Origin of the sequence: uncultured Cetobacterium sp., assembly GCF_947072685.1 — a bacterium.
Lineage (GTDB): Bacteria > Fusobacteriota > Fusobacteriia > Fusobacteriales > Fusobacteriaceae > Cetobacterium_A.
The window spans coordinates 18913-44958 of record NZ_CAMTIK010000015.1 but is presented as its reverse complement, the minus strand read 5'-3'; the positions used below and the strand labels follow the sequence as shown (position 1 = coordinate 44958).

The 26046-nt window shown below is 31.7% G+C and carries 22 protein-coding genes, 3 tRNA genes and 1 riboswitch; of the genes, 16 read left to right on the top strand and 9 right to left on the bottom strand.

Going from position 1 to position 26046, the window contains the following annotated elements; genetic code table 11:
• Positions 1–401: 401 nt before the first annotated feature.
• Positions 402–2222: a glutamine--fructose-6-phosphate transaminase (isomerizing) gene (gene glmS, locus Q0V67_RS06835; protein WP_297598187.1), complete on the top strand. Its 1821-nt coding sequence runs from the start codon at positions 402–404 to the stop codon at positions 2220–2222.
• Positions 2223–2246: 24 nt separating this feature from the next.
• Positions 2247–3104: a DMT family transporter gene (locus tag Q0V67_RS06830; RefSeq protein WP_366938445.1), complete on the top strand. Its 858-nt coding sequence runs from the start codon at positions 2247–2249 to the stop codon at positions 3102–3104.
• Between the two features lie 34 nt (positions 3105–3138).
• Here the strand turns inward: Q0V67_RS06830 and Q0V67_RS06825 are convergent, their stop codons facing one another.
• Positions 3139–3609 (bottom strand): NlpC/P60 family protein, encoded by a 471-nt coding sequence (locus tag Q0V67_RS06825; RefSeq protein WP_297598186.1) that lies wholly within the window; start codon positions 3607–3609, stop codon positions 3139–3141.
• Positions 3596–3982, bottom strand: coding sequence for an META domain-containing protein (locus tag Q0V67_RS06820; protein ID WP_297598185.1), 387 nt, complete (start codon positions 3980–3982; stop codon positions 3596–3598). Before Q0V67_RS06820 ends, Q0V67_RS06825 begins: the two co-directional genes overlap by 14 nt.
• 216 nt (positions 3983–4198) lie before the next feature.
• Between Q0V67_RS06820 and Q0V67_RS06815 the strand changes: the two genes are divergently transcribed.
• On the top strand, positions 4199–5371 hold the full coding sequence (locus Q0V67_RS06815) for a hypothetical protein (RefSeq protein ID WP_297598184.1): 1173 nt from the start codon (positions 4199–4201) through the stop codon (positions 5369–5371).
• A 16-nt stretch (positions 5372–5387) separates the two neighbouring features.
• Positions 5388–6554, top strand: coding sequence for a M20 family metallopeptidase (locus Q0V67_RS06810; protein WP_297598183.1), 1167 nt, complete (start codon positions 5388–5390; stop codon positions 6552–6554).
• 126 nt (positions 6555–6680) lie between these two features.
• Here Q0V67_RS06810 and Q0V67_RS06805 read toward each other — a convergent pair.
• The 3 genes from Q0V67_RS06805 to Q0V67_RS06795 form a co-directional block, all read right to left on the bottom strand.
• Positions 6681–6756: transfer RNA gene (locus Q0V67_RS06805), tRNA-Thr, on the bottom strand.
• A 15-nt stretch (positions 6757–6771) separates the two neighbouring features.
• Positions 6772–6856 (bottom strand) — tRNA-Tyr (locus Q0V67_RS06800).
• 5 nt (positions 6857–6861) lie between these two features.
• A tRNA-Leu gene (locus Q0V67_RS06795) sits at positions 6862–6949 on the bottom strand.
• 159 nt (positions 6950–7108) lie between these two features.
• On the opposite strand from Q0V67_RS06795, the gene Q0V67_RS06790 reads away from it, so the two are divergent.
• Together Q0V67_RS06790 and Q0V67_RS06785 are read left to right on the top strand one after the other, a co-directional pair.
• Positions 7109–7882 (top strand): threonine/serine exporter ThrE family protein, encoded by a 774-nt coding sequence (locus tag Q0V67_RS06790; RefSeq protein WP_297598182.1) that lies wholly within the window; start codon positions 7109–7111, stop codon positions 7880–7882.
• Positions 7882–8310, top strand: coding sequence for a threonine/serine exporter family protein (locus Q0V67_RS06785; RefSeq protein ID WP_297598181.1), 429 nt, complete (start codon positions 7882–7884; stop codon positions 8308–8310). Before Q0V67_RS06790 ends, Q0V67_RS06785 begins: the two co-directional genes overlap by 1 nt.
• Here Q0V67_RS06785 and Q0V67_RS06780 read toward each other — a convergent pair.
• Positions 8254–9711, bottom strand: a complete 1458-nt coding sequence (locus Q0V67_RS06780; protein ID WP_297598180.1) for a PLP-dependent aminotransferase family protein — start codon at positions 9709–9711, stop codon at positions 8254–8256. The genes Q0V67_RS06785 and Q0V67_RS06780 overlap by 57 nt on opposite strands.
• A gap of 169 nt (positions 9712–9880) precedes the next feature.
• Here Q0V67_RS06780 and Q0V67_RS06775 point away from each other — a divergent pair, with 169 nt between their 5' ends.
• Together Q0V67_RS06775 and Q0V67_RS06770 are read left to right on the top strand one after the other, a co-directional pair.
• Complete coding sequence (locus Q0V67_RS06775) at positions 9881–11260, top strand: MATE family efflux transporter (RefSeq protein WP_297598179.1); 1380 nt, start codon at positions 9881–9883, stop codon at positions 11258–11260.
• Positions 11250–12590, top strand: coding sequence for an MATE family efflux transporter (locus Q0V67_RS06770; protein WP_297598178.1), 1341 nt, complete (start codon positions 11250–11252; stop codon positions 12588–12590). Before Q0V67_RS06775 ends, Q0V67_RS06770 begins: the two co-directional genes overlap by 11 nt.
• A 57-nt stretch (positions 12591–12647) precedes the next feature.
• On the opposite strand, the gene Q0V67_RS06765 is transcribed toward Q0V67_RS06770, so the two are convergent.
• Positions 12648–13916 (bottom strand): Gfo/Idh/MocA family oxidoreductase, encoded by a 1269-nt coding sequence (locus tag Q0V67_RS06765; RefSeq protein ID WP_297598177.1) that lies wholly within the window; start codon positions 13914–13916, stop codon positions 12648–12650.
• Between the two features lie 158 nt (positions 13917–14074).
• Between Q0V67_RS06765 and Q0V67_RS06760 the strand changes: the two genes are divergently transcribed.
• From Q0V67_RS06760 to Q0V67_RS06745, 4 genes are all read left to right on the top strand, one after another.
• Complete coding sequence (locus tag Q0V67_RS06760) at positions 14075–15046, top strand: LacI family DNA-binding transcriptional regulator (protein WP_297598176.1); 972 nt, start codon at positions 14075–14077, stop codon at positions 15044–15046.
• 75 nt (positions 15047–15121) lie between these two features.
• Positions 15122–16375, top strand: a complete 1254-nt coding sequence (locus tag Q0V67_RS06755) for a sugar ABC transporter substrate-binding protein (protein ID WP_297598175.1) — start codon at positions 15122–15124, stop codon at positions 16373–16375.
• 2 nt (positions 16376–16377) lie between these two features.
• Positions 16378–17259: a carbohydrate ABC transporter permease gene (locus Q0V67_RS06750; protein WP_297598174.1), complete on the top strand. Its 882-nt coding sequence runs from the start codon at positions 16378–16380 to the stop codon at positions 17257–17259.
• Positions 17260–17268: 9 nt separating this feature from the next.
• Entirely contained in the window at positions 17269–18087 is an 819-nt protein-coding gene (locus Q0V67_RS06745; RefSeq protein WP_297598173.1) for a carbohydrate ABC transporter permease, read from the top strand.
• A gap of 60 nt (positions 18088–18147) precedes the next feature.
• Here Q0V67_RS06745 and Q0V67_RS06740 read toward each other — a convergent pair whose 3' ends face one another.
• Positions 18148–19077, bottom strand: a complete 930-nt coding sequence (locus Q0V67_RS06740) for a nucleoside hydrolase (protein ID WP_297598172.1) — start codon at positions 19075–19077, stop codon at positions 18148–18150.
• Between the two features lie 136 nt (positions 19078–19213).
• Here Q0V67_RS06740 and Q0V67_RS06735 point away from each other — a divergent pair, with 136 nt between their 5' ends.
• Positions 19214–20722, top strand: a complete 1509-nt coding sequence (locus Q0V67_RS06735) for a DUF1846 domain-containing protein (protein ID WP_297598171.1) — start codon at positions 19214–19216, stop codon at positions 20720–20722.
• A gap of 36 nt (positions 20723–20758) precedes the next feature.
• Here the strand turns inward: Q0V67_RS06735 and Q0V67_RS06730 are convergent, their stop codons facing one another.
• Positions 20759–21514 (bottom strand): hypothetical protein, encoded by a 756-nt coding sequence (locus Q0V67_RS06730; protein ID WP_297598170.1) that lies wholly within the window; start codon positions 21512–21514, stop codon positions 20759–20761.
• A gap of 144 nt (positions 21515–21658) precedes the next feature.
• On the opposite strand from Q0V67_RS06730, the gene Q0V67_RS06725 reads away from it, so the two are divergent.
• The 3 genes from Q0V67_RS06725 to mgtA all read left to right on the top strand — a co-directional run bounded on the left by Q0V67_RS06725 (position 21659) and on the right by mgtA (position 26013).
• Positions 21659–22363, top strand: a complete 705-nt coding sequence (locus Q0V67_RS06725; RefSeq protein WP_297598169.1) for a DUF4396 domain-containing protein — start codon at positions 21659–21661, stop codon at positions 22361–22363.
• A gap of 68 nt (positions 22364–22431) precedes the next feature.
• Complete coding sequence (locus tag Q0V67_RS06720) at positions 22432–22887, top strand: GNAT family N-acetyltransferase (protein WP_297598168.1); 456 nt, start codon at positions 22432–22434, stop codon at positions 22885–22887.
• A 26-nt stretch (positions 22888–22913) separates the two neighbouring features.
• Positions 22914–23072: riboswitch (M-box (ykoK) riboswitch) on the top strand.
• A 289-nt stretch (positions 23073–23361) separates the two neighbouring features.
• Positions 23362–26013, top strand: coding sequence for a magnesium-translocating P-type ATPase (gene mgtA / locus Q0V67_RS06715; RefSeq protein ID WP_297598167.1), 2652 nt, complete (start codon positions 23362–23364; stop codon positions 26011–26013).
• Positions 26014–26046: the final 33 nt, after the last annotated feature.

Sequence of the window (26046 nt, the reverse complement as noted above, 5' to 3'; positions counted from 1 at the left end):
ATCAGATAGCTCAGGATTTTAAGTCCTGTGCGTCTACCTATTCCGCCACCCAGGCAGGAATTTATTGTTCGCTTTCGCTCTCAACAAAATAATAGTACCATTTTTTTCAGTAAAAGTCAATAAGTTTTTTTAATTTTTTAGTTTTTTTTTATTGAAACTTTATACTAGTTATGATACTATAAAGTGACTTTTAGAAGAGAATTAGAAGAACAAAAGCGCCAGAACTTACATACTAAGTTGACGAGGACTGGGATTATCGAAATTTCGGCGGGTATTCCAGAGGTGACTACAACCTAAGACTTTTTACAAAACTAAATGGGTAACCTTTAGGACAAAGAAAAGTAAGTAGTAATTCTCTTTAAAAGAACATTGAAAACTAAATATTTTAAGGAGGATTTTTTATGTGTGGAATTGTAGGTTATGTAGGACATGGAAAGGCTAAAACTGTTATACTTGAAGGGTTAGAAAAACTGGAGTATAGAGGATATGACTCTGCCGGAATTGCAGTTATTAAAGATTCTGAAATTATCATTGAAAAGAAAAAAGGAAGACTTCAAAATCTTGAAAACCATCTAAAAGATATAGATTTAGATTCCGATATAGGAATAGGTCATACAAGATGGGCAACCCACGGGGAACCATCTGATAAAAATTCACACCCTCATTACAACAGAGATAAGACAATTGCTGTAGTTCACAATGGAATTATTGAAAACTACTCTTTAATTAAAAAAGATTTAAAAGAAAAAGGTTATATTTTTGAATCAGATACTGATACAGAAGTAGTTGCCCACCTTTTAGACTTTCTTTATGAGGGTGACCTGTTTGATGCTGTTACCAAAATGTTAAAAGTTATAAGAGGGAGTTATGCTTTAGGAATTATTCACAAAGATTTTCCTAAGGAACTTATATGTACAAGAAAAGATAGTCCTCTTGTTATAGGTATTGGAAATAACGAAAACTTTATTGCTTCAGATGTTCCAGCTATTTTAAAACATACTAAAAATGTGTATTTTTTAGAAGACGGAGATATTGCTAAAATTAGTGCCGATACTATTAAAATTTTTGATAAAACTTTAACTCCTGTAGAGAGAGAGATTAAAGTTATTGAATGGGACTATGAACAAGCTACAAAAGGTGGATATCCCCACTTTATGATCAAAGAGATTTTTGAACAACCAAAATCTATTGAGGAAACCTTAAATAGAAGAATAAAAAATTCTATGCCAGATTTTTCTGATGTTTTAACTGAAGAAGAGATTAAAAAAATTGATATGGTTCACATTGTTGCTTGTGGGACTGCATATCATGCTGGTCTTCAAGGACAGTTCGCTCTTAGAAAATTAGCAAAAACAAACTCTTACGTGGAGATAGCTTCAGAATATAGATATATGGATCCTTTTGTTACAGAAAACACTTTAGCTATTTTTGTCAGTCAATCAGGAGAGACTTTGGATACTTTAGCCGCTTTAAAAGAAGCAAAAGCTAGAGGAGCTAAGACTCTTGCAATTACAAATGTTGTAGGATCAACTATTTCTAGAGAAGCTGATAACACCATTTATACAATGGCAGGACCAGAAATTGCAGTGGCCTCAACCAAAGCTTATACTACACAAGTTGTTATGCTACAGCTTTTAGCCATATACTTAGCTGAAAAAAAAGAAGTTATGACTAAAACTGAGGTTAAAGAAGCAATCAATACTTTATATAGTATTCCTAAAAAAATAGAATTTACTTTAAATGAATCGGATAAAATCAAACCTATATCTGAAGGTTTAAAGGATAAAGTAAATGGATTTTATATTGGAAGAGGACTTGATTTCAATATAGCCCTTGAAGGTTCTCTAAAAATGAAAGAAATTTCATATATTCATACCGAAGCCTTTCCTGCTGGAGAGTTAAAACACGGTTCAATAGCTCTTATCGAACCTGGTACACCAGTTGTTGTTATTGGTATGCAATCAGACTTACTAGAAAAAACAATCTCTAATATAAAAGAGTTAAAAGCTAGAGGAGCTTATATTATTTCTGTTGGAAGAGAAGATTGTTTGGATTTAAAAAATGTTTCAGATAGCTTTATCGGAATTCAAGATATCGATGATATTTTTTCAGGTCTATTATCTGTTATTCCTTTACAATTACTTTCTTATTACACATCTTTATCTAAAGGAATTGATGTTGATAAACCTAGAAATCTAGCAAAATCTGTCACTGTTGAGTAAAGAAAAAAAGGGAGGGGATTCAAAATCAATCATACATTAAAAGGCGCTATCTGGATGTGTATTTCAGCTCTAGGGATGGCTTTAATGGGAGCAACTGTTAAATTTATCGGAAGTGATATTTCAACTTTTGAAAAACTTTTTTTTAGAAATTTAATAGGTGTTTTCATTTTACTTTTTTCGCTCAAAGGTAAAAATATTAACATTTTAGGAAGTAGTAATCGTAGTCGATTGCTTATGATATACAGATGCACTTTGGGTCTAACTGGAGCAGTTCTCTATTTCTACTGTATAAATAAACTTTATTTAGCGGATTCATCTCTACTAAATAAACTTTCACCGTTTTTTGTAACTATTTTTGCTACAATATTTCTGAAAGAAAAGCTAGAAAGACACCAGATTCCAGTTTTACTCGTTGTTTTATTTGGAGCATTATTAGTTATCAAACCTAAATTTAGTTTTGAGATGTTACCTGCTCTTGCTGGTTTTTTATCCGCTATTTTTGCAGGTGCAGCGTATACTCTCGTTAGATATTTAAGAACTATGGAAGAACCCACAACATTGGTTCTTTGGTTTTCTGCCTTTTCTACACTTGGAATGATTCCACCAATGTTAATTGGAGGATTTGTTGTTCCAAGTACTACGCAGCTATTTTATTTAGTTCTTACTGGTATTTTTGCCACTATTGGACAAGTCGCTCTGGCATATGCCTATAAATATGCTCTTGCTAGTCAAGTCTCAATATATCAATACCTCAGCATTATTTTTTCTGCTATAATCGGCTTTATATTTTGGAAGGAAATTCCGGATCTATTGAGCCTAATCGGTGGAATTATCATACTTGGGGCTGCTTTTTTCAACTACAAAGTTTCAAATAGAATGTAAAAATGTGGAGTATTTAAACTCCACATTTTTTTATTTATTCCAATATTTTTCTAACTTGCCAAAAATGCCCAACCCAATACGAGTCCATTGTCGATATAATAACTCCTCTAGAGGTGGAGGCGTGTAAAAATCTGTTATTTCCTAGATAAACTCCTACATGTCGGGTTTTTTTCCAACCAATCCTAAAAAACACTAAATCTCCAACTTCCCACTCACTACGATCTTTAACTTTCTCTCCCTCTTCAGCCATTTTCTTAGTTGTTCTTGGAAGTTTTTTTTCAAATCTATCTCTATATAGATTCTGAACAAGAGCCGAGCAATCCACACCTTTTTTAGTTGTCCCTCCCAATCTATAAGGAGTCCCTTTCCAGACCCTATAAAAACGAGTTATCTCTCCTGTTCTTTTAGCTCTTTCTTTTTCACTTATTCTTGCTGATGAGCACCCTGTAACAAAAATTAATACTAGCAAAAGTAAAAAGACTATTTTTTTCTTATTTTTTATCAAAATCTAACTCTACTCCAGAGGTTGTAGTTATTACAATTCCTTTTTCGGTTACTTCAATTTTTTTAGCTTCATTCAAGTTTTTTAAGTACTCTTGCTCTTGCACCATTAATACTTCTGGTCCCATCATTCTTGTTGCCCCAATAGCTTCAACTTTAATCGTTTGTCCATCAATTTTATAACCTGCAAAATAGTTGTTTACTCCAGCTTTTCCAGATAACCTCTCCTTTTCAAAAGTTATATCTATTTCGCTTCCATCAACAACCTTTTGTAATATATATGTGTTTCCAAGCACCCTAGAAGATATATCCTCTCCCTTTCCAAAACATCCTCCAAACATTAAACTCGTAATTACGAACAAAATCATTTTTTTCATTTTTTCACCTCTTTTATTAATTTATTATCAATAGAATTGATGCCTTATTCTAACATTTTGAAAAAAACTATTCAACTTCTATCTCAAGTAATTTATTTTTTTGTTGACTTTTATTTTTTAACTGCTATAATACTACAAATAATTTGTTCTATTTTTAAGTAATAAAGTACTATTTTTTAAGTACATTAAATAACATATTTTTTACTGGGAGGTATTATGAGTTTAACCACATCAATCATTTGTATTCTAATAGCACTATCTTTAGGAGAGGTCGTCTCTATAAAAACAAAGGCCCTCGTTCCATCTGTTTTTATAACTGCCATTATCTTTCTTTTAGGATATTGGACAATTTTTCCAGCTAATATTTTAGAACTTGCCGGATTTGTTAATCCTATTGTTGTAATATCTATGCTATTTTTGGTAACTCATCTCGGTACTATGCTAAGTTTAAAAGAGCTAGCACAACAGTGGAAATCTTTTTGTATAGCATCTGCTGGAATTTTGGGTGTTTGTTTTGGGACTTTATTTTTAGGACGATTATTTTTTTCTTGGGAAATGCTTGTTATTGCAACTCCTCCTCTTACCGGCGGAGTTGTAGCTTCAATAATCATGTCTGAAGCAGCAACAGCTAAAGGATTAACCCATCTTGCAGTTTTGGCAGTTGTTATGTACGTTATGCAAGGGTTTGTAGGTTATCCTTTAACCTCTATTGCTCTTAGAATGGAAGGAAGCAAATTGATCACTAAATTTAGAAGTGGAACTATTGAAGATTTAGGTAGATTTGAAATAATTGATGAAAAAAAGAAAAAACTGATACCACCTCTCCCTAAAGAATACCAAACTACATATATAGTACTCCTAAAACTTGCAATCCTCTCAGGAATAAGTGTATTCATAGCTGAATCCACTGGTGAAACAGTTTCAAGATATGTTCTTTGTCTAGTTGTTGGAGTTATTGGAGCTGAAAGTGGTTTTATAGAAAGAAAACCTCTTAATGTTTCTGGAACTTTCGGGTTTTATATGACTGGACTTATGGCTTTTATTTTTGGTGGTCTGTCTAAAGCCACTCCTCAAATGCTACAAGAATTAATGATTCCTTTTATTGGAATTATTGGTTTTGGAGTTATAGGTATGGCTGTTTTCTCTATGTTTTTAGGAAAAATTTTAAAAGAATCAATTCCTATGTCATTTGCTATAGCTCTAAATGCTCTTTATGGTTTCCCTGCTAATTTTGCAATTACTACTGAAACTATAAAAGCATTAGGAAAAAATGACGAAGAAATTGAATTTTTAACAAATCGAATGCTTCCGAAAATGTTAGTCGGAGGATTTACTTCTGTTACAATCGTTTCAGTTATCATCGCAGGTATTTTTGTTAATTTATTATAATAACGGAGGAATTTAAATGATAAAGAATTTTGCTAAAAAATACAAAGATTATGTTATTGAATTGAGAAGAGATTTCCATCAACATCCAGAACCAAGCTTCCAAGAGTTTAGGACTTGCAAAAGAATTCAAGAGGAGCTGCTTAAAATGGATATTCCTTTTAAAATAGTCGCTAAAACTGGAGTTATTGCGACTATTTGCGGAAATAAATCCGGAAAAACAATTGTATTAAGAGCTGATATGGATGCTCTTCAGGTTCAGGAATGCACTGGTGTAGATTATTCATCTTTAAATAAAGGTGTTATGCACGCTTGTGCTCATGATGGTCATACCTCTATGCTTTTAGGAGCAGCAAGAATTTTAAAGGATATACAACAAAAAATAGATGGAACAGTTAAACTATATTTTCAGCCCGCTGAAGAGATTGCTCAAGGAGCACTAAAAATGATTGAAGAAGAACCTTTAGAAAATGTAGATGGATGTTTTGGTATACATCTTTGGAGTGATCTTCCTATTGGTACCGTATCTGTTGAAGAGGGCCCTAGAATGGCCTCGGCAGATATCTTTAAAATAACTATCAATGGAAAAGGTGGACATGGCTCTCTCCCTCACCAAACAGTAGATTCTGTTGTTGTTGGATCAGCACTAGTTATGAATTTGCAGGCTATTGTAAGTCGAGAAATTAGTCCTCTTGAAGCTGCTGTTGTTACTGTTGGAGCTTTTTCTTCTGGAACTAGATTCAACGTAATTGCAAATCAAGCTATTTTAGATGGGACTACACGTGCTTTCAATCCTGAAGTAAGGAATAATTTTAAACATATTTTAGAAAGAGTTTTAAAGGGGACATGCGAAACCTACAGAGCTAAAGGAACTTTAGATTATGTATACGGAACTGCTCCTTGCATAAACGATTCCACTTGTTCTAAAATAGCTACAAAATCTGTTGAAACGCTTTTAGGAAAACAAGGAGTCATAAAAATGGAAAAGATTACTGGTGGAGAAGACTTTTGCTATTTTTTAGAGAAAGTACCTGGTGTCCTAGCGTTTGTTGGAGCTAGAAATCCAAAAAAGAATGCTGACTATCCTCACCATCATGAGAAGTTTAACATAGATGAAGACTCTCTAGAGATTGGAACCGCTCTTTATGCTCAATATGCAATCGATTTCTTAAATACTTCTATATAAGTAAAGTGAATTTAAAGATCTATGGAATAACTCCATGGATCTTTTTTTATAACCATTCAGCTAATCACTTAAATTCTACAAAAAATAAAAAAAACCTTTTAAAAAAAGGATTTTGATGTTTTTATATGGTGCCGCTTATCGGAGTCGAACCAATCACCTACTGATTACAAGTCAGTTGCTCTACCAGATGAGCTAAAGCGGCTTTTTATTAAATTAATGGTGGTGAGAGAAGGATTCGAACCTTCGAAGGCAGAGCCGTCAGATTTACAGTCTGATCCCTTTGGCCGCTCGGGAACCTCACCACATATGGTGCCTGGGGCCGGAATCGAACCGGCACGCTATCAGATAGCTCAGGATTTTAAGTCCTGTGCGTCTACCTATTCCGCCACCCAGGCGTTTTCAACATCTTGTTGCGAACAAAATAATAATACCATTTTTTTTACAATATGTCAACAACATTTTTTATTTTTTAAAAAAAATGTCATTATTGCTTTTTTAAAGCTTTAATGATAATATTAAATGTATTTTTTACTTTTATTCAACAGGAGAAACTTATGATAAAAAAACACTTATTTTCAGAACACCACGTTCTTCAACTAGCAACATCCGCCGGAAAAATAATACTCACAAGTGGTGGAGAAGTTTATAGAGTTGAAGACACAATCAATAAAGTTGGAGAATATTTCAACTTAAAAATTGATTGCTTTGCCACATTGACCTGCATCATTGTTTCTGGTAAAAATTCTAATGGAGAAGTCTTTTCCTTGGTGGAACGGATCAACTCCAGATCCACTAATTTGGACAAGATACACCAAGTACACGGCGTTTTAAACGATATCGACAGTTACTCTTTCCAAACTTTAAAAGAAAAATTAGAGGCAATAGATAGATCTCAACCTTATGGATTTGGTATGAATTTTCTAGCATCTGCCCTTGGTGGTGCTTGCTTTGTATTATCCTTTAAAGGAAACTCTCATGACTTTGCAGCCGCTTTTATTTCCGGAGCTTTAGTATCACTTTTCAGTTATATTATTTCCGGATTAAAATTAAATAGCTTTTTTATCAATCTTATATCTGGAGCTATATGTGCTCTAGTTTCAAACCTTTTCTATGTAGCAGGCATTATCACAAATCCTTCTATAAGTATTATATCCGCATTGATGCTTCTAGTTCCTGGAGTTTCTTTTATAAATTCTATCAGAGATATAATAGCCGGAGATTTGGTTTCTGGGACATCCAGAGCCATGGAAGTTCTTATGATTGGTGGGTCCATAGCTATTGGAGCAGGTTTAATAATTAAACTTTTTTTTAATTTTGGAGGATTATAATGTTTTTTTTAGAAGTTTTATTCGCTTTTTTTATAACCGCTAGTTTTGCGATAATTTTTAATGTTCGAGGAAAATTGATTTTTTATTCCGGAATTGGTGGGGCTATAAGTTGGTTCTTCTATCTTCTTTTTACTGAAAAGGGATATTCCTATTCCACATGTTATCTTTTAGCTACCGCTATAACAGCTTTTTATTCAGAAGTTATGGCAAAAAAGCTTAAGACTACAGTTCCAACTCTTCTTATTGCAGCTCTTATTCCCATGGCGCCAGGGGGGGGAGTATACTACACTATGCTCTACTTGATCGAAAATAATTATCAGGAGTCAATGTTAAAAGGTATGGAAACATCTATCATTGCAGGCTCTATGGCACTAGGTATCATACTGATTACAACTTGTTTTAGAATCTTCCACCACAGAAGCAAGTAACAATTCTTTTAATATCTCCATACCTAACCTTATTTCATTTAGGGATGGAGATATAAAGCTCAATCTTATCTTACAGACATCTCTTTTATCACTATAAAACACTGCACCTGGTAAAAGAGCAACACCTTTTTCCTTAGACTTTTTATAAAATTTTTCGCCATCTATATTCTCAGATAGCTTAATCCAAATAAAAAAACCACCTTTTGGTTTATACATTATCTCTAAATTAGGAAGCTCTTCAAGCATGTCTATGCACAATTTTTGCTTCTCTTTAAACTCACTTCTCAATCTATATAAATGCTCCTCTAAGTAGCCTCTAGATATAAATTTTTCCAATATTTTTTGATTTAAACCAGAGGTTGTTGTGTCCAATCCATATTTTATTAATAAAATGTTTTGTATTAATTTTTCAGGAACAATCATTGCAGCAAGCCCTATTCCTGGCATCAATATTTTTGAGTATGTTTTTATATAGATCACTCTTTCTTTTCCTGTTTTATCCAAACTTTTCAATGTTTTAGGCTTTTCAGAGTCATAATAAAAATCAGAAAAACTATCATCTTCAACTATATAAAATCTATATTTTTCTGCAAGTTCCAGCATTTTTTTTCTTTTTTCCAAACTCCAAGTTACTCCGGTAGGATTTTGAAAGTTTATAATTTCATACACAAAGTCTATTCTTTCCTCTTTAAGTAGTTTTTCAAATTCATCCATATCCCAACCGTCATTTTTTATATCCAAAGTTTTTGTATTACACCATCCCTTAAATATATTTAAAGCATTTGGATAAGTTGGGTCAGATAAAGCTACGGTAGGTCGAATATCTTTAGAAAAAAGTTTTATCACTATATCCAAAGCTTGCTGAGTCCCTGAAGTTATTTGAATGCTTTCCTTCTTTATAAAAATATCCTCTTTCTCAAACTCTTCAGCTAAAAGCTCTCTCAAACTATCAACTCCTTGAATACTTTGATATTGAAAGATATCTCCTCCATATTTTTTTAAAATCTCATTTACTAGATTGTTATATATCTCAACAGGAAAACAACTTGGATGAGGTGTTCCATTATAAAAGTTAATGATATTCTCATCCGATATTTGGCCATATTTAAAACTTTCAATCAGTGGCATTTCTTTCTCTTCTACTCGAAATTCAGAAACACTATTTACAAAACAACCTTTTCCTGAAATTTTCTTTATATACCCTTTTTCCTCTAACATCTTATAACTCTGAATTACTGTATTTTGGTTCACGTCTAATTTTATAGCGACCTGTCTTATCGATGGTAATTTATCCCCTTTTTTTGCATTCCCATTTAATATTTGTCTTTTTATATTTTTATAAATCTGTAAATAAATAGTCTCTTTAGAATCTTTATTTATATTTACACTTATTTTTAACATAGTCACCTCTATTCTAATTAACTGCCTTTAATTTTCATAATATATAATACTACTATTTTATTCATATTCCAATTCTTTATTTATATATAAACAAAATTGATTTTCCTAGACTTTTAAGCTATAATAAATAATTAATAAATTACTTTTAAAAATGAAACAGGGGGAGTAAATGAAAGAGAAACACAAAGAGATGGGCGAAGAACCCATTAGTAAACTTTTACTAAAATTCTCACTACCAGCTATGGTAGGAATGTTTGTTAACGCGCTCTACAATATCGTCGACAGAATTTACATCGGAAATATTCCAGTAATTGGAGCTGACGCTATCGCGGGGGTTGGAGTCGTTTTTCCGATTATGATTATTTCTATTGGATTTTGTCTTCTTATTGGAATGGGTGGAGCTACAAATATCTCTATTTCTTTAGGTAAAAAACAGAAAGATTTAGCAGAAAAATATCTAGGAAATGCTACTTTTCTTGCAATTATTTTTGGTCTTATTTTAACTTTTGTCACTATTTTTACAATGAATTTTTATATCACAAAACTGGGCACGAGTCCAATCACAGAACCTTATGCTAGAGATTACCTTACCATTGTAGCACTTGGATTCCCTTTTTTAATGGTCGGTTACGTAACTAATGCCGCAGTTAGATCCGATGGAAATCCAAAAATTTCTATGATAACTTTGCTCTTAGGAGCTATTACAAATATAATTTTAGATCCTATCTTTATATTTTGGATGGATTTAGGAGTTAAGGGGGCCGCTATCGCTACTATTATCTCCCAAATAATTTCTGCTATTTGGACCTTTTGCTATTTCAAATCCAAATGGAGTGGAATCAAACTCTATTCTAAAAATTTTATTCTTGAATGGAGTAGAGTTAAGAATATTTTTATCATAGGAGCTGGTCCTTTCGTTTTACAAATGGGTTCGAGTGCTGTTACTCTAATTGTAAATAGTTCACTTATGAAGTATGGTGGTGATATCGCAGTCGGAGCCATGACTATTGTAAATGCTGTAAACACCTTCATTTTAATGCCTATCTTCGGTATTAATCAGGGAGTACAACCTATTCTTGGATTTAACTACGGAGCCAGACACTATCATCGAGTTAGAGAAGCCTTTATATTAGCTGTTAAAGGTGCTGTCGCAATCTCTACTCTTGGATTTTTAACTATTCAATTTTTGTCAAAATATTTTATAGTTATTTTCACCAACAATCCAGAACTTTTAAAAGCAGCGTCGAATGGACTAAGAATTTTTACACTGATGTTTCCTGTTGTTGGTTTTCAAATAATTGCTGCTGTTTATTTCCAAGCTATTGGAAAACCTAAAACCACAATGTTCTTAAGTCTATCTAGACAATTTATATTTTTAATCCCTATCGTTTTGCTATTCTCAAAACTATGGGGAGTCAAAGGAGTTTGGATGGCTGTTCCCTGTGCAGATGCACTCTCTACTGTACTTACATTTATAATGACCAAACGAGAATTATTGAACTTAAAAACTTTAGAAAAAGAAGAGGACTTGAAAACAAATGTCAAATAATAAAAATCAATTAGAATCTCAAACTATCAGTAAACTGTTTTATAAATTCGCAATTCCAGCCTCGATAGGTATGCTTGTAAATTCACTCTATGTTGTTGCGGATGGAGTATTTATCTCTAGAGGAATTGGAAGTGTTGGAATAGCCGCTGTAAATATAGGGTACCCTATTATAAATTTAACTGCCGCACTGAGTTTAATGTTTGGAGCTGGTGGAGCAACTTTAATCTCCCTCAACAGTGAAAATCAAAACTTTAAGAATAAAAGTTTTACATATACAATTATATTAAATCTTTTTTTCTATATTTTAATAGCATCTCTAGTTTTTATGTTTCCAAATCAAATTATGAAATCTTTAGGAGCTACAGAACTTTTACTTCCTATGGTTAAGGATTATATGTATCCATGTATTATAGCTTCTTTTTTTCTAATGTTATCAATATCATTAAATGCTGTAGTAAGAAATGATAATGCCCCTAAAAAAGCTATGAACTCACTTTTTATTGGAGCTATAACAAATATCGTTCTAGACTATGTTTTTATATTTAGATTTAAAATGGGAATAGAAGGCGGAGCTTACGCCACTGCCATTGGACAGATACTTTCTGCAATCTATCTATGTATGCATTTTCCAAATTCATCTTTTAAATTTGATTTTAATTTAAAAGATATCCAATGGAATTTAATGGGAAAAATTTGTTCCTTAGGGTTTTCATCTTTTATCCTCGAGTTTGCAGTTATGGTGATTACAATCCTATTAAATATAACTCTTTCAAGAACAGAAGGGCAGATTGGTGTTGCTGCGTACGGGATTATCTCCTATTCTTTTGTTATCTACAGAATGTTATTTACAGGATTAGCTCAAGGAATACAACCCATTGTTAGTTTTAACTATGGAAGACGAAACTTTAAAAAAGTTTTGGAAATATTTAAATTCGCTCATAAATTTTGTTTTATAGCTAGTACTATTGCTCTTCTTTTAGCAAAATTATTAGCATTGGATGTTGTTAAAATTTTTACGACCGAAGCTCATCTTTTTGAATATACAGCTAAAGGTTTATTTTTATACTCAAGTGCTATAATTTTTGTGGGAGCTAACTTCATGAACATATCATATTTACAGGCTATGGACAAAGCTCTTTTGGCAAATTTTATATCCGTTTGCAGAGGGGTGGTTTTCATGGGAATAGGTATCCTTGTTCTTCCTAAATTTTTAGGTGTTAACGGAATATGGCTTACGCTTCCTTTTGCTGACGTTATGACGTTCTTCTTAACTTGTATTATTTTCAAAATATTTGAAATAAATAAAAATTTAAAAAAATCCAGCATTTAAAAAAACTTTTTTAAAATAAAAAAGGTTAATCAGTAAATAGACTGATTAACCCTTTTTTTAATTAAATCTTTTTAAGTATTCATCCATATAAACCACATTTCCATTAACTCTTGATTCCTCTGCTGCAAAAGCCATTATATGACTTTCTAAAGAAGTTCTTGGACTAGTTCTAGAGCTTTCTTGCCTTCCTAAGCAAAGGTTTATAAAATCTCTCATAAGACCTGTATCTCCTCCTCCATGTCCTCCTTCCAAAACATCTGGAATTATCTCATCTTTTTTACCGTTGGCAAAACGACCTTCCCCTTTACCAAACTCATAAACTTCTATGCTATTTTTTGCATCATTCCCTTTTATTTCACCTTTAGTTCCCATAATTTTTATAGTTCTACAAACCTCATCAGTAAAAGCACAAAGATTAAAAGTTACATTCACACCATTTTCAAACTCTATTATAGAAACCATGTTATCTACAACATTATTATCACACTTGTAAACACATCTTCCATATTGGTTGTGTTCTAAAGATTTTGTCAATGCCTCTTCAGTTTGAATTTCACTGGCTACTAAAGTTGGCCAAGCCCCAATATTGTTATAGTATATTTTTTTAGGCGAATATATACAACTATCTATATATTTACACTCTAAACATCTCTCAGCCGATCCTTCTGGAGCATTTTCTTTTCTAAAATATTTTAAATTACCAAAAGAAGCTATTTTTTTACAAGAACTTCCATCCAAAAGCCAAGATAAAATATCTAAATCATGACAACTTTTTTGTAAAATAAGTGGACTTGTTTCATCGGAATTTCTCCAGTTCCCTCTCACAAAACTATGGGCAAAGTGGAAATTCCCAATATTTTCATTGTGTTGTATATCCACAACCTCACCAATAATACCACTATCTATCAAGTCTTTTAATTTGCTAAAAAACGGAGTGTATCTAAGAACATGACAAACCATAACTTTTACACCATATTTTTCCGCCATTTTAACTATGTCAACACACTCTTCTACTCTATTTGACATAGGCTTTTCAAGAAGCACATCATAACCTTTTTTCATAGCTAACTCCATGGGCTCAAAGTGCATGTCATCACCAGTTGCCAAAATTATGGCATCACAAAATTTATCTTTTTCTAAAAGCTCTTCCCATGAATTAAAAACATATTCTGGTAAAATTCCATGTGCTTTTATCATCTGATCTCTTTTTATAGAGTTTGGTTCCGCTATAGCTACAATTTCTGCCTCATCACTGTTTTTTAAAATAAAATTAGCATAGACATCTTTCCCTCTATTCCCTGCTCCTATTACTGCAATTTTCAACATAAAACATCCTCCTATTTTTGAATACGTATACATTTTATTTTAATGTGAGTATAATATATGATTTTTAAATTGTCAATTTTTTTTTCAGAAAAATTTGCTTCTATGAATTTTATAGGGTATTATTTTTTATATCTAATCTAATTTTATAAGGAGAACATATGAAAAACAAACGAATCACTATGACAGAGATTGCAAACTTAGTCGGTGTCTCCCAAGCAACTGTCTCAAGAGCCATAAATCAACCCGAAAAAGTAAAACCAGAGGTCAGAGAAAAAATTCAGTATTTTATTGATAAATATAAGTTTATTCCAAATGAAAACGCTAAAACTATGAGGGGAATAGGAAGCAAAATTTTGGGGTTTATTGTGTTTAGCTTCTCCAATCATTACTATTTAGACATGATAAAATATGCTGAAAAATTAGCTCGAAAAAAAGGTTATAGTCTTCTTGTTATGAATTCAGAAAAAAATGCTAAATTTGAACTAGAACATATAAAAATGATGTTAGCAAGAAATGTTGAAGGAATTCTTATAGCGCCAGTTGATGAAAAAAATCTCAATTTTTTGGAGGTCACAGAAATCCCTTTTATAGCTTTAAACGAAGATTTTCCAGGGCATAGCTACATCACGACTTCACTCACTCAAGGTGGGGAGATCGCCTGTAAACACCTGATCGACCAAGGACACAAATCTATAGGCTACATCGGTGGAAACCACAAAAGATACAACCCTAAGCTTGAAGGTGTGAAAAAAATATTAAAAGAAAACAACCTTAACTTTAAGACTGAATATTTTATCAAAGTGGACACTGTTAAATTGCATGGAGATGATCTCGAAAATGTTTTAAAAAATAAAAAACTGCCTTGCACAGCATATATTGCATCTAATGATGAAGTTGCTTGTCTATTTATGAAAAAAGCTATAGAAGCAGGCTATAAATTTCCTGAAGATATAGCTCTTGTTGGATTTGATAACACCATCGTGTCTAAGCTTCTTGACATTACAAGTATTACTCAACCTACAGAGAAGATGCTTAAAAATGGAATTGAATTTATTCTCAGTGGTGAAAAAAGAAAAAAGGTGCTACAACTTTCTCCTGGGATTGAAATTAGAAAAAGCAGTTTAAAATAAATTTGACAAAACTCATTCTGTGAGGTATATTTTATCAAATAATTATGAATACGTATGCAATTTTAAGGGGGTATTATGAAAAAATTTGTTTTATCACTACTAAGTTTCGGTCTTTTAACTTCTCTTACTGGGTGTGGCGGTGAGAATAATTCTTCAGCTAACAAAGATAAAATATTAAAATTAGCTCTTTGGGATGCTAATCAAAAACCAGTTATTGAAAGCATTATCAGTGGGTTTGAAAAAGAACATCCTGGGGTTAAAGTTATAGTTGAAATTACACCTTTTTCACAATACTGGACTAAACTGGAAACAGCGGCTACAGGTGGACAACTTCAAGATATATTTTGGATTAATGCGCCCAACTTTACAAAATATGCCAAAGCCAATATGATTCTTCCCATTCAAGATTTGGTTGAAAATAAAACTCTAAATGCGGAAGCTTTTCCTCAAGGAATGATAAAGATGTATACCTATGACAACAAACTTATGGCTGCACCAAAAGATATTGATACCACTGCTCTTTGGTACAATAAAGAACTCTTTGATTCCTTACAGCTGGAACACCCTAATGATAATTGGACTTGGGATAATATGATCAACACTGCTAGAGAAATTAAAATAAAAAGTGGTAACTATGGACTGGCTCTAGGATTTTCAGGACAAGAGGATTACTATGAGATTATCTCTCAATTTGGTGGGAGAGTCATATCTTCTGATAAAAAAAGTAGTGGGTTTTCTGATCCTAATACTTTAGCCGCTGTCAAAGAGATAAAACAACTTCTAGACGAAAAAATTATTCCTAGTCTCGGAGAAATAGCCGATACTCGTTCCTCTGATCTTTTCCAATCCCAAAAGGTCGCAATGACGTACTCGGGTTCATGGATGGTTAAACAGTATATGAAAAATGAAATTATTAAAGATAAAGTTGATTTAGCTAAATTGCCATTAAAAAATAAAGATGCTGCTATTATACATGGTCTTGGTTACGCTATTTATTCTCAAACAAAACATCCGGAAGAAGCTAAAAAACTAGTGGCATATCTCTCTACCAAAGATTCTCATGATGTTCAAGCCAAAAGTGGTATTGTAATTCCTGCTTATATAGAATCTCAAGAGATTTGGACCGATTCATACCCGAATTTAAATTTGCATGGTTATTCTAATATGCTTCCTAGTGGTATAGAATATCCCGCTTCTTTAAATACTGGAAAGTGGGAAGATGTAATGAACGAATACTTAAATAAAGTTTGGATGGGAGATTTAACACCTGAAAAAGCTTGTGAAATTATAAATGAAAAAATGAATATTATCTTGAGAGAGGAAGCTTAGTTATGAGGAAGGATAAACTTCAAAATAATGTCTGGGCCTATCTTATGATTGCACCTCTAGTTTTAGGAATTGGAATATTTTACATATTACCTTTTTTTCAAAATCTATATTTTAGTTTAACTAACCTAGGTTCTTTCGGACAATTTCAGTATATTGGTTTTAAAAATTATGAAAAATTAATGTATGATCCTAAAATGTATAAAGCTTTAAAAAATACTTTTGTCTATGTTTTATTTTCTGTTCCTCTGGGTGTAACATGCTCTACATTAGTTGCAACTATGCTAAATAGTAAAATTAAAGGACTCACTATTTATAGAGTTTTATATTTCTTACCAGCTGTTACAATGCCAACAGCAATAGCTATGGTCTGGAGATGGATGTACAACAAAGAGTTTGGTATTTTAAATCAGTTTTTAGGAAATTTTGGTGTGGAACCACGTGCCTGGTTGTCCGATCCTCAAACTGCCTTATATGCTGTTATTATAGTAGCCATTTGGTCAAGTGTTGGCTATAATATGGTTATCTTATTAGCAGGATTACAAGGTATCCCAAAAATGTATTATGAGGCTGCTAAAATAGATGGTGCCGGTCCTATTACTTGTTTTTTTAAAATAACACTACCTCTATTGAGTCCTTCTCTATTTTTTGTAACTGTTATGTCTTTTATAAGTGCTTTCCAAATATTTGACTTGGTTTTCATGATGATAAACAGAACTAACCCAGCATTTGAAAGCAGTATGACCATCGTATATTACTTCTATACAAACGCTTTCCAAATGTCAGAACAAGGTTATGCAGCTGCAATCGCTGTTATTTTATTTATCATCATAATGGCTTTTACTTGGATTCAACTCAAACTACAGAAAAAGTTAGTTAACTATTAGGAGGAAAATATGGAAGACAAAAAAGAAAATATTTTTTTGCATGTTGTTCTTATAATCGGAGTTATTTTTACTTTAATACCATTTATCTGGATGTTTCTAACATCTGTTAAAACTTTAGGGGAAAGTATTCAAGTTCCACCTGTTATATTTCCTTCTGAATTCAAATGGAGTAACTATAAAGAGGTTATGGCGACAATGCCTTTTATGAAATTTTATTATAATACGATTGTTTATACTGTGGTTAGAACTATTGGACAGATTATATTTTGCTCTATGGCTGCTTATGCTTTTGCTAGAATTGAATTTCCATTTAGGAATACTATCTTTTTACTTCTTTTAGCCGTCCTGATGGTTCCTGGACAAATTTTTCTTCTTCCACAATATGTTATCATTCAAAAGATGGGCCTATTAAATACTTTAAGCGGTCTTATTATTCCCGGTTTATTCAGTTCTTTTGGAACTTTTTTAATGAGACAATTTTTTATGACCCTTCCCAAAGAGCTCGAAGAAGCAGCTATTATAGATGGATGCAATCACTTTCAAATATATTATAAAATCATGCTTCCTCTTGTTAAACCTGGTATTATAGCCTTAATTATAATTACAGCTCTCGCTAGCTGGAATCAATTGATGTGGCCTCTTATTGTCAATACATCTACCGATAAGATGACTTTATCTGCTGGTCTTGCAGCTTTATCTGGACAACACGGGACAGATTATCCTTTGGCTATGGCTGGAGCAATATTAGGTGTTCTCCCTATGTTAATTATGTTTATAATCTTTCAAAAAAAATTCATTGAAGGTCTAGCATCTACTGGGATTAAATAGACAAGCTAGATACATCAAAAAAGATGGACTTAAAATTAAAATTTTAAGTCCATCTTTTTTCTAAATTTTCTTTATCGAATCATAGAGCATCTCTACAAATGCTTCTCTATTGATATTGTTTAAAACCAAAACATTTTTTGTTCTCTTCAATTTATCATTATAATCTATAATCGTCTCACCGTAAGTAAATTCACCTCTCAATTCAGTTGCCACAAACGCTTTTTTCCCTTCAAATATATTTGGATTTAAAAGATATGCTATCGTACAGGGATCGTGCATTGGAACACTATCTCTTCCATATGTCTGCTTATAAAAAGATAGTGCGTGATCTATTGCTCCAAAAGCTACCTCTGAAGCTAAACTTCCTATTGATTTTATTTTTAATAGCTCATCATCTTTTATAAAGGCCTTCATTGTCACATCTAATGGACATAAAATAATCTCAACTCCCGACTTAAAAACTATATCGGCAGCTTCTGCATCCACATATATGTTAAACTCTGCAGTAGGAGTTACATTTCCACCTATTGATGATCCTCCCATTATTACAAATTTCTCTATCTTTTCTTTTAGTTCTGGATATGTCATCAAAAAAACTGCTATATTTGTCATTGGACCTGTTATAACAATCGTAATTTTTTCTGTCGCTTCTTTTAAAGTTTTAGCTAGATACTCTACAGCATTTAATTTTTCTATTTCTTTTTTTGTTTCGGGTAAAGTAACATTCCCAATTCCACTTTCTCCATGAACTTCAGGAGCAGTAACTATTGTTTTAAATAGCGGTTTTTCACACCCTCTTGCTATATTTATCTCAGAACTAAAATTTCCTACTAATCTACGTGTATTTTCAGTAGTATTATTAATATGAACGTTCCCAGCAGATACTGTTATCCCTTTTATATCTAAAACCTTGTTCGCAAAAGCTAATAAAAGTGCAATTGTATCGTCACATCCAGGATCACAATCTATTATCACCGGTATTTTTTTCACTCTTTGATTCCTCCTATAATTTTTTAATAATTATAACATATGAACAAAAAAATAATCTAGATTTTTTTTCGACAATATGCTATGATATAGAGTCAGAAATCGCTCTGACATAATGATAATGATAAAGGAGTGAGTCATGAAAATAGGTTTTGATCACAATAAGTATCTAGAGGAACAATCTAAGTATATTCTAGAAAGAGTTAACAATTTTGACAAGTTATATCTTGAATTTGGTGGAAAGCTGTTATTTGACTTACACGCAAAAAGAGTTTTACCTGGTTTCGATGAAAATGCAAAAATTAAACTTCTTCAAAAGCTTAAAGAAAAAGTTGAAGTTATTATATGCGTTTATGCTGGGGATATCGAAAGAAACAAAATTAGAGGAGATTTCGGTATAACTTATGATATGGATGTATTCAGATTAATCGACGATTTAAGAGAACGTGAACTTGAAGTTAATAGTGTTGTTATCACAAGATATGATGATCAACCATCTACATCTCTTTTTATAACAAAACTTGAAAGAAGAGGAATCAAAGTTTATCAACATAGAGCAACTAAAGGATATCCTACTGATGTGGATACTATCGTTAGTGAAGAAGGATATGGAAAAAATCCATATATAAAAACAAGTAAACCAATCGTTGTTGTAACTGCACCTGGACCTGGAAGCGGAAAACTTGCAACTTGTTTGAGCCAATTATATCATGAAAATAAAAGAGGAAATGCTGTTGGATACTCTAAATTTGAAACTTTTCCAGTTTGGAATGTGCCTCTAAAGCACCCTTTAAATATAGCTTATGAAGCTGCAACTGTCGATTTAAAAGATGTGAATATGATAGATTCTTTCCATCTAGAAGCTTATGGAGAAACTTCAGTTAATTATAATAGAGATATTGAAGCATTCCCAGTATTAAAAAGAATTATTGAAAAGATTACAAAGAAAGAATCTATATATAAATCTCCAACGGATATGGGTGTTAATAGAGTTGGATTTGGTATTATTGATGACGAAGTTGTCAGAGAAGCTTCTAAACAAGAGATTATAAGAAGATTCTTCAAAACTGGATGTGAATATAAAAAAGGTTATGTAGACAAAGACACTTTCCAAAGAGCAAGACTTATTATGGAAGAGCTAAATTTAAAAGAAAGTGATAGAAAAGTAGTTACATTTTCTAGGGAGCATCTTGAAAAACAAAAGCAACTTTGCGAAACTAACGAACTGCTTTCATCAGTTGCTATGGAACTATCTAATGGAGTTATTTTAACTGGAAAAAAATCTAATGTTTTAGATTCATCTTCAGCAGTTTTAATCAACGCTTTAAAAACTGTTGCAGGAATTAATGATAAAATACACTTGATATCTCCTAAAATAATTGAAGATATCTCTAAATTAAAAGAAAATACTCTACAAAGTAAAAACTTAGGTTTAGATTGCGAAGAGATGCTAATAGCACTTACTATCTCTGCTTCAACTAATCCTATGGCACAAGCTGCTCTTGATCATTTATCAACTCTAAAAGGAGCTCAACTTCACTCAACAACTATTTTAGGAAAAGGTGATGAGCAAACTCTTAGAAAACTTGGTATCGATGTCACTTGTGACCCTGTATTCCCTACAGAAAATTTATACTACAATGAGTAAATAACTGAAGTAGAAGTTTAAAACACTTCTACTTTTTTATCCAATAAAAATAGGTTTTTCCAACTTTTCAATTAAATCTACCCCCATTCTTTTAGTTATCTTTTCAAAGAAAAATGACTTACTTAAATTCCCCATGACTATAAAATCAAATTGATTTACTCTTTCAAAAAACTCATTTTTTGTATTAAACTTTGAATTAAAAAGTTCTATTTTTATATCCATTCCTTTTTCTTTTAAAAAAGTATAGAGTTCATTTTCCTCTTCATTATAATTCCAACTTATAATTGTTACATCTTTATAATCTGGAAATAATTTCAAAAAAATTGTTGTACTTTTATTTATTTTTATCCCATTATCTGAAACTATTGCTACCTTTTTAAATGTCGAAACTTCTCTGTTGACAATAATTACTGGCTTATATGTTATCTTTAATATCTCTAAAAATTCATCATCTAAATGCCCAGTTTCCTCTATAAGCAAAAGGTCTGTTTTTTTCAAATAGTCTTCAATTATATCTTTATTTAATCCCATTTCTACGCTAAGTTCTTCCTCTATCTTTTCGTTTTCTAAAAGCTGTCTTACTTTTTCAATATAATCATCCTCATACTCTCTTACAGTATCTATAACAACACCTGAATTTAAAAATGTATTTCCTATAGGAATTGTTATTTTTAAATCTTTTATATACAGTGGTAATATTTTAAATCCGAATTTTTCTTTTAAAGCTTTATAATTTTTTATTGCTAATTTTGCATCATTGTAGTATTTAAATAAAACTAAAACTTTTTCCATAAAACCTCCCAATATAGTTTTATTCTTTCTACTGAAGATACATTTATAATCCTTTGGTAAAATATAATATTTTTAAAGGAATTAGATTTTTTTCTATGTAAAAATAAAACAGTAAACTAAATTAACATTATATGGGGTGATTTTATGTTTTTTAATACTATTTCTAAATTTTTTTTATTTATTGGACTCATTTCAACTATTATAATAACAATCGATCTCTTTAGGCATCCTCAAAAAGAAATGCCTATTATGAATCTTGTTTGGCCTATAAATGGTTTATGGGCAGGTGTATTTGGTTTATGGGCTTATTTTACAATTGGAAAATATAGAAAAATGAACATGGATATGGATATGGATATGGATATGAACATGGATATGAATATGGATATGTCGAGTAATAAATACTCTAAATTTTGGCAAGGAGTCGTTGCTGATACGCTACATTGTGGTGCTGGATGTACTCTTGCAGACCTTATTGGATCTTGGATCTTCTTTTTCTTTCCTTTTTCTATTTTTCAAAATTTAACTTTTGGGGAATGGACACTCGAATATATCTTGGCCTTAATAACTGGTGTTACTTTTCAATATGCTGCTATCTCTCCTATGATGAAGGAGAAAGGAATCAAGGTTTGGTTAACCGCTCTTAAAATTGATTTTTTATCTCTTACAGCTTGGCAAGTGGGAATGTACGGTTGGATGGCGATAATTATTTTTGTATTTTTAGGCAGACTGTCTCCTACTACTCCTGAATTTTGGTTTATGATGCAAATTGCTATGTGCTTTGGTTTTTTAACTGCCTATCCTGTCAACTGGTGGCTTGTAAAAAAAGGAATAAAAATGGGAATGTGAACAAAACCCTTTTAATCTCTTTATTTTTATCATATAATATTACAAACATATTTTAAAGGTGGTCTATTATGAAATTAAAAATTAAAAAATTCGATGAACTTTCAACACAAGAACTCTATAAAATATTAAAAACTAGAGTTCAAGTTTTTGTTGTTGAACAAAACTGCCCATACAATGATTTAGATGGTAAAGACTACGATTGCACTCATATATTCATGGAAGAAGGTGATCAAATCCTTGCGTATTTAAGAGTTTTAAATCCTGGTGTATCATATGTGGAAAGTTCTTTGGGAAGAGTTCTTGTAACTGAATCTGCCCGTGGAAAAGGACTTGCAAAAAAAATTGTTCAAACTGGTATAGACTATATTTTAAACGAATTAAACGAAGATTCAATAACTATCGGAGCTCAAAATTATTTAAAAAATTTTTACGAATCTCTTGGCTTTAAAGCTATCTCTGAAGTTTATTTAGAAGATAATATTCCACATATCGATATGACTCTAAATAAAGCTATTGACAAATAATTTTATTTAGAGTATTATAGTGGAGAATCATATACTGGTAGGTGAGGCTACCACAGGGATACGGGTTACTGCCGCAAAATAGTGGAGACACTATGAGATGGTTAACAGTCTTCGTCGAATTCAAGGCGTCGAATAATGTAATTTCATTGCCCTGTGAAGTTAAAGCTTGAACGGTAATAAGGAATTTTTTTTAATATTGTTTTATTTTTTTTACAATATTTAATTTGAATTATTTCCCTTGTTGCAATTAAGCTTCAAGGGATTTTTTTATTATTAAATTTTTAGGAGGTGAAAAAGAATGGACGCAGGAGTCAGTGATAGTAGGAGGAGTACTTTAGTTTTATTATATTTTGAAAACAAATTTGAGCCAGATTTTATTATCAATGATTTTCAAACTCTGCTCTTTTTTAAGCTCGCCTAATAAAAGATAGTACTTCTCTATTTCAAAATTAAAGAGATCGAGGAGGAATTAAAATGAAAAAATCTATATTAAAAAATACCGATGATAGACTTAAGTGGGCTATGACTCACAGCAAAGAGGATATTTTTTTACTGTTAAACACATCTCTTGAAGGTTATGATAAAGAGACTATTTTATCTATGAGAGAAGCATTTGGAATAAATAGTATCACTCAACAGAAAAAAACGTCTACTCTTAAACACTTTTTTGAAGCTTTTATCAATCCATTTACAGTGATATTGTTTGTTCTGGCTTTTGTATCTTTTGTTACCGATGTTAGCCTAGCTGAACCTGGTGAAAAAGAATATACTGGGGTGGTTATTATAACAGCAATGGTTTTAGCTAGTGGCCTATTACGTTTTATCCAAGAGAAACGTTCTAGTAGTGCAGTTGAAAAATTGAATGAAATGGTTGAAACAACGGCATCTATTAAAAGGTCCGGTGATGAGAAAAAAGAGATTCCTGTAGATGAAATTGTTGTTGGAGATATTGTCTATTTTACAGCGGGAGATATTATTCCTGCAGATATCCGAATAATTCAGGCAAAAGATTTATTTATTAGTCAATCATCACTAACTGGTGAAAGTGATGCTATTGAGAAATTCTCTTTACAAAATAGTTCAGATTTAGCAATATTAGAATCTACTAATTTAGTGTTTATGGGAAGTAATGTCATTAGTGGTTCGGCTATCGGAGTGGTTATAGCTGTTGGAGATGATACGATTCTTGGAGGTATCGCAAAACAATTAAATGGTAAAAAAGTTACAACTAGCTTTGAAAAAGGAGTAAATTCTGTTTCTAAAGTTTTGATTACTTTTATGCTTTTCATGGTTCCTTTTATCTTTATGATTAATGGTTTAATAAAGGGTGATTGGTTTGAAGCTTTTTTATTCGCTCTTTCAATAGCTGTAGGATTAACACCTGAAATGCTCCCTATGATTGTTTCTGCCAATCTCGCTAAAGGTGCTGCTAAAATGGCTAAAAAGAAAGTCATTGTTAAAAATTTAAACTCTATTCAAGATTTTGGAGCTATCGATGTTCTTTGTACTGATAAAACTGGAACTCTTACAGAAGATAAGATTGTTTTAGAGTATTACTTAGATACTGAAGGAAAAGAAGATAAGCGTGTTTTACGTCATGCTTTTTTAAATAGCTTCTATCAAACAGGGCTTAAAAACCTTATCGATATTGCTATTATAAATCATGCCCACGAGGATGATTTAAAAAAACTTTCCAATGATTATACAAAAATAGATGAGATTCCTTTTGATTTTGCTCGTCGACGTATGAGTGTTTTAATTGAAGATATCAATGGGAAAACTCAACTTATTACTAAAGGTGCTATCGAAGAGATGATTTCTGTTTCATCTTTTGTGGAATATAAGGGGAATATAGAACCTATAACAGATGAAATAAAAAAAGAAATTTTAGAAAAAGTTCAAACTTACAATAGCAAAGGACTAAGAATTTTAGGTGTCTCTCAAAAAAATATCAAACAAAAAGAATGTTCCGTGGCTGATGAGTCTGAAATGGTTCTGATAGGGTATCTTGCCTTTTTAGATCCACCTAAAGCTAGTACTAAAAAAGCTATTGAAACTCTTCTGGAATATAATGTCAATGTTAAGATATTGACTGGTGACAATGACATTGTAACTCGTTGTATTTGTAACCAAGTTGGTCTTGCCTCTGACAATATAATTCTTGGTTCAGATATTGAAAAAATGTCAGCTGAAGAACTTAAACTTGTTGTAGAAAAAGTTAATATTTTTGCTAAGCTTTCTCCTAATCAAAAGACAATTATAGTTAAAACTCTTAGAAACAATGGTCATATTGTTGGGTTTATGGGAGATGGAATCAATGATGCCCCCGCTATGAAAGAAGCTGATGTTGGAATATCTGTAGATAGTGCTGTAGATATTGCTAAGGAGTCTGCCGATATTATTCTATTAGAAAAAGATCTCATGGTTTTAGAAGAGGGAATTATTGAAGGAAGAAAAATTTATGGAAATATTATTAAGTATATCAAGATGACTGCTAGTTCTAATTTTGGAAATATGTTTTCAATTCTTATTGCTAGTGCTTTCCTACCGTTTCTTCCTATGTATCCTATACAAATATTAATGCTAAATCTAATCTATGATTTATCTTGTATTGCTATCCCTTGGGATAATGTTGATGAAGATTTTTTAAAAGTACCTAGAAAATGGGATGCTTCATCTATTAAAAAATTTATGATTTCCATAGGCCCTTCTAGTTCAGTATTTGATATAACTACATTTGGTGTTATGTATTTTATTATCTGCCCTATGGTTTTTGGTGGTAGTTTTAACACATTGAATGAAACTCAGCAAGTTGGTTTTATTGCTTTATTCAACGCAGGATGGTTTGTAGAATCTCTTTGGTCTCAAACTCTTGTTGTTCATATGATTAGAACTCCTAAAATACCATTTATTCAAAGTAGAGCATCTTTACCATTATCTCTACTAACAACTTTAGGTATTTTTATTGGAACTATCATTCCATTTACAAGTTTAGGTGAAAATCTTGGTATGATGCCATTACCTTTTATATATTTTCCATTTTTAATTATTACTATTCTTCTTTATATTATACTTGTTACAATATTAAAAAAACGATTTATAAAAAAGCATGGCGAACTGCTTTAAAAAAAGGATTGAATTTCATTTTGAAATTCAATC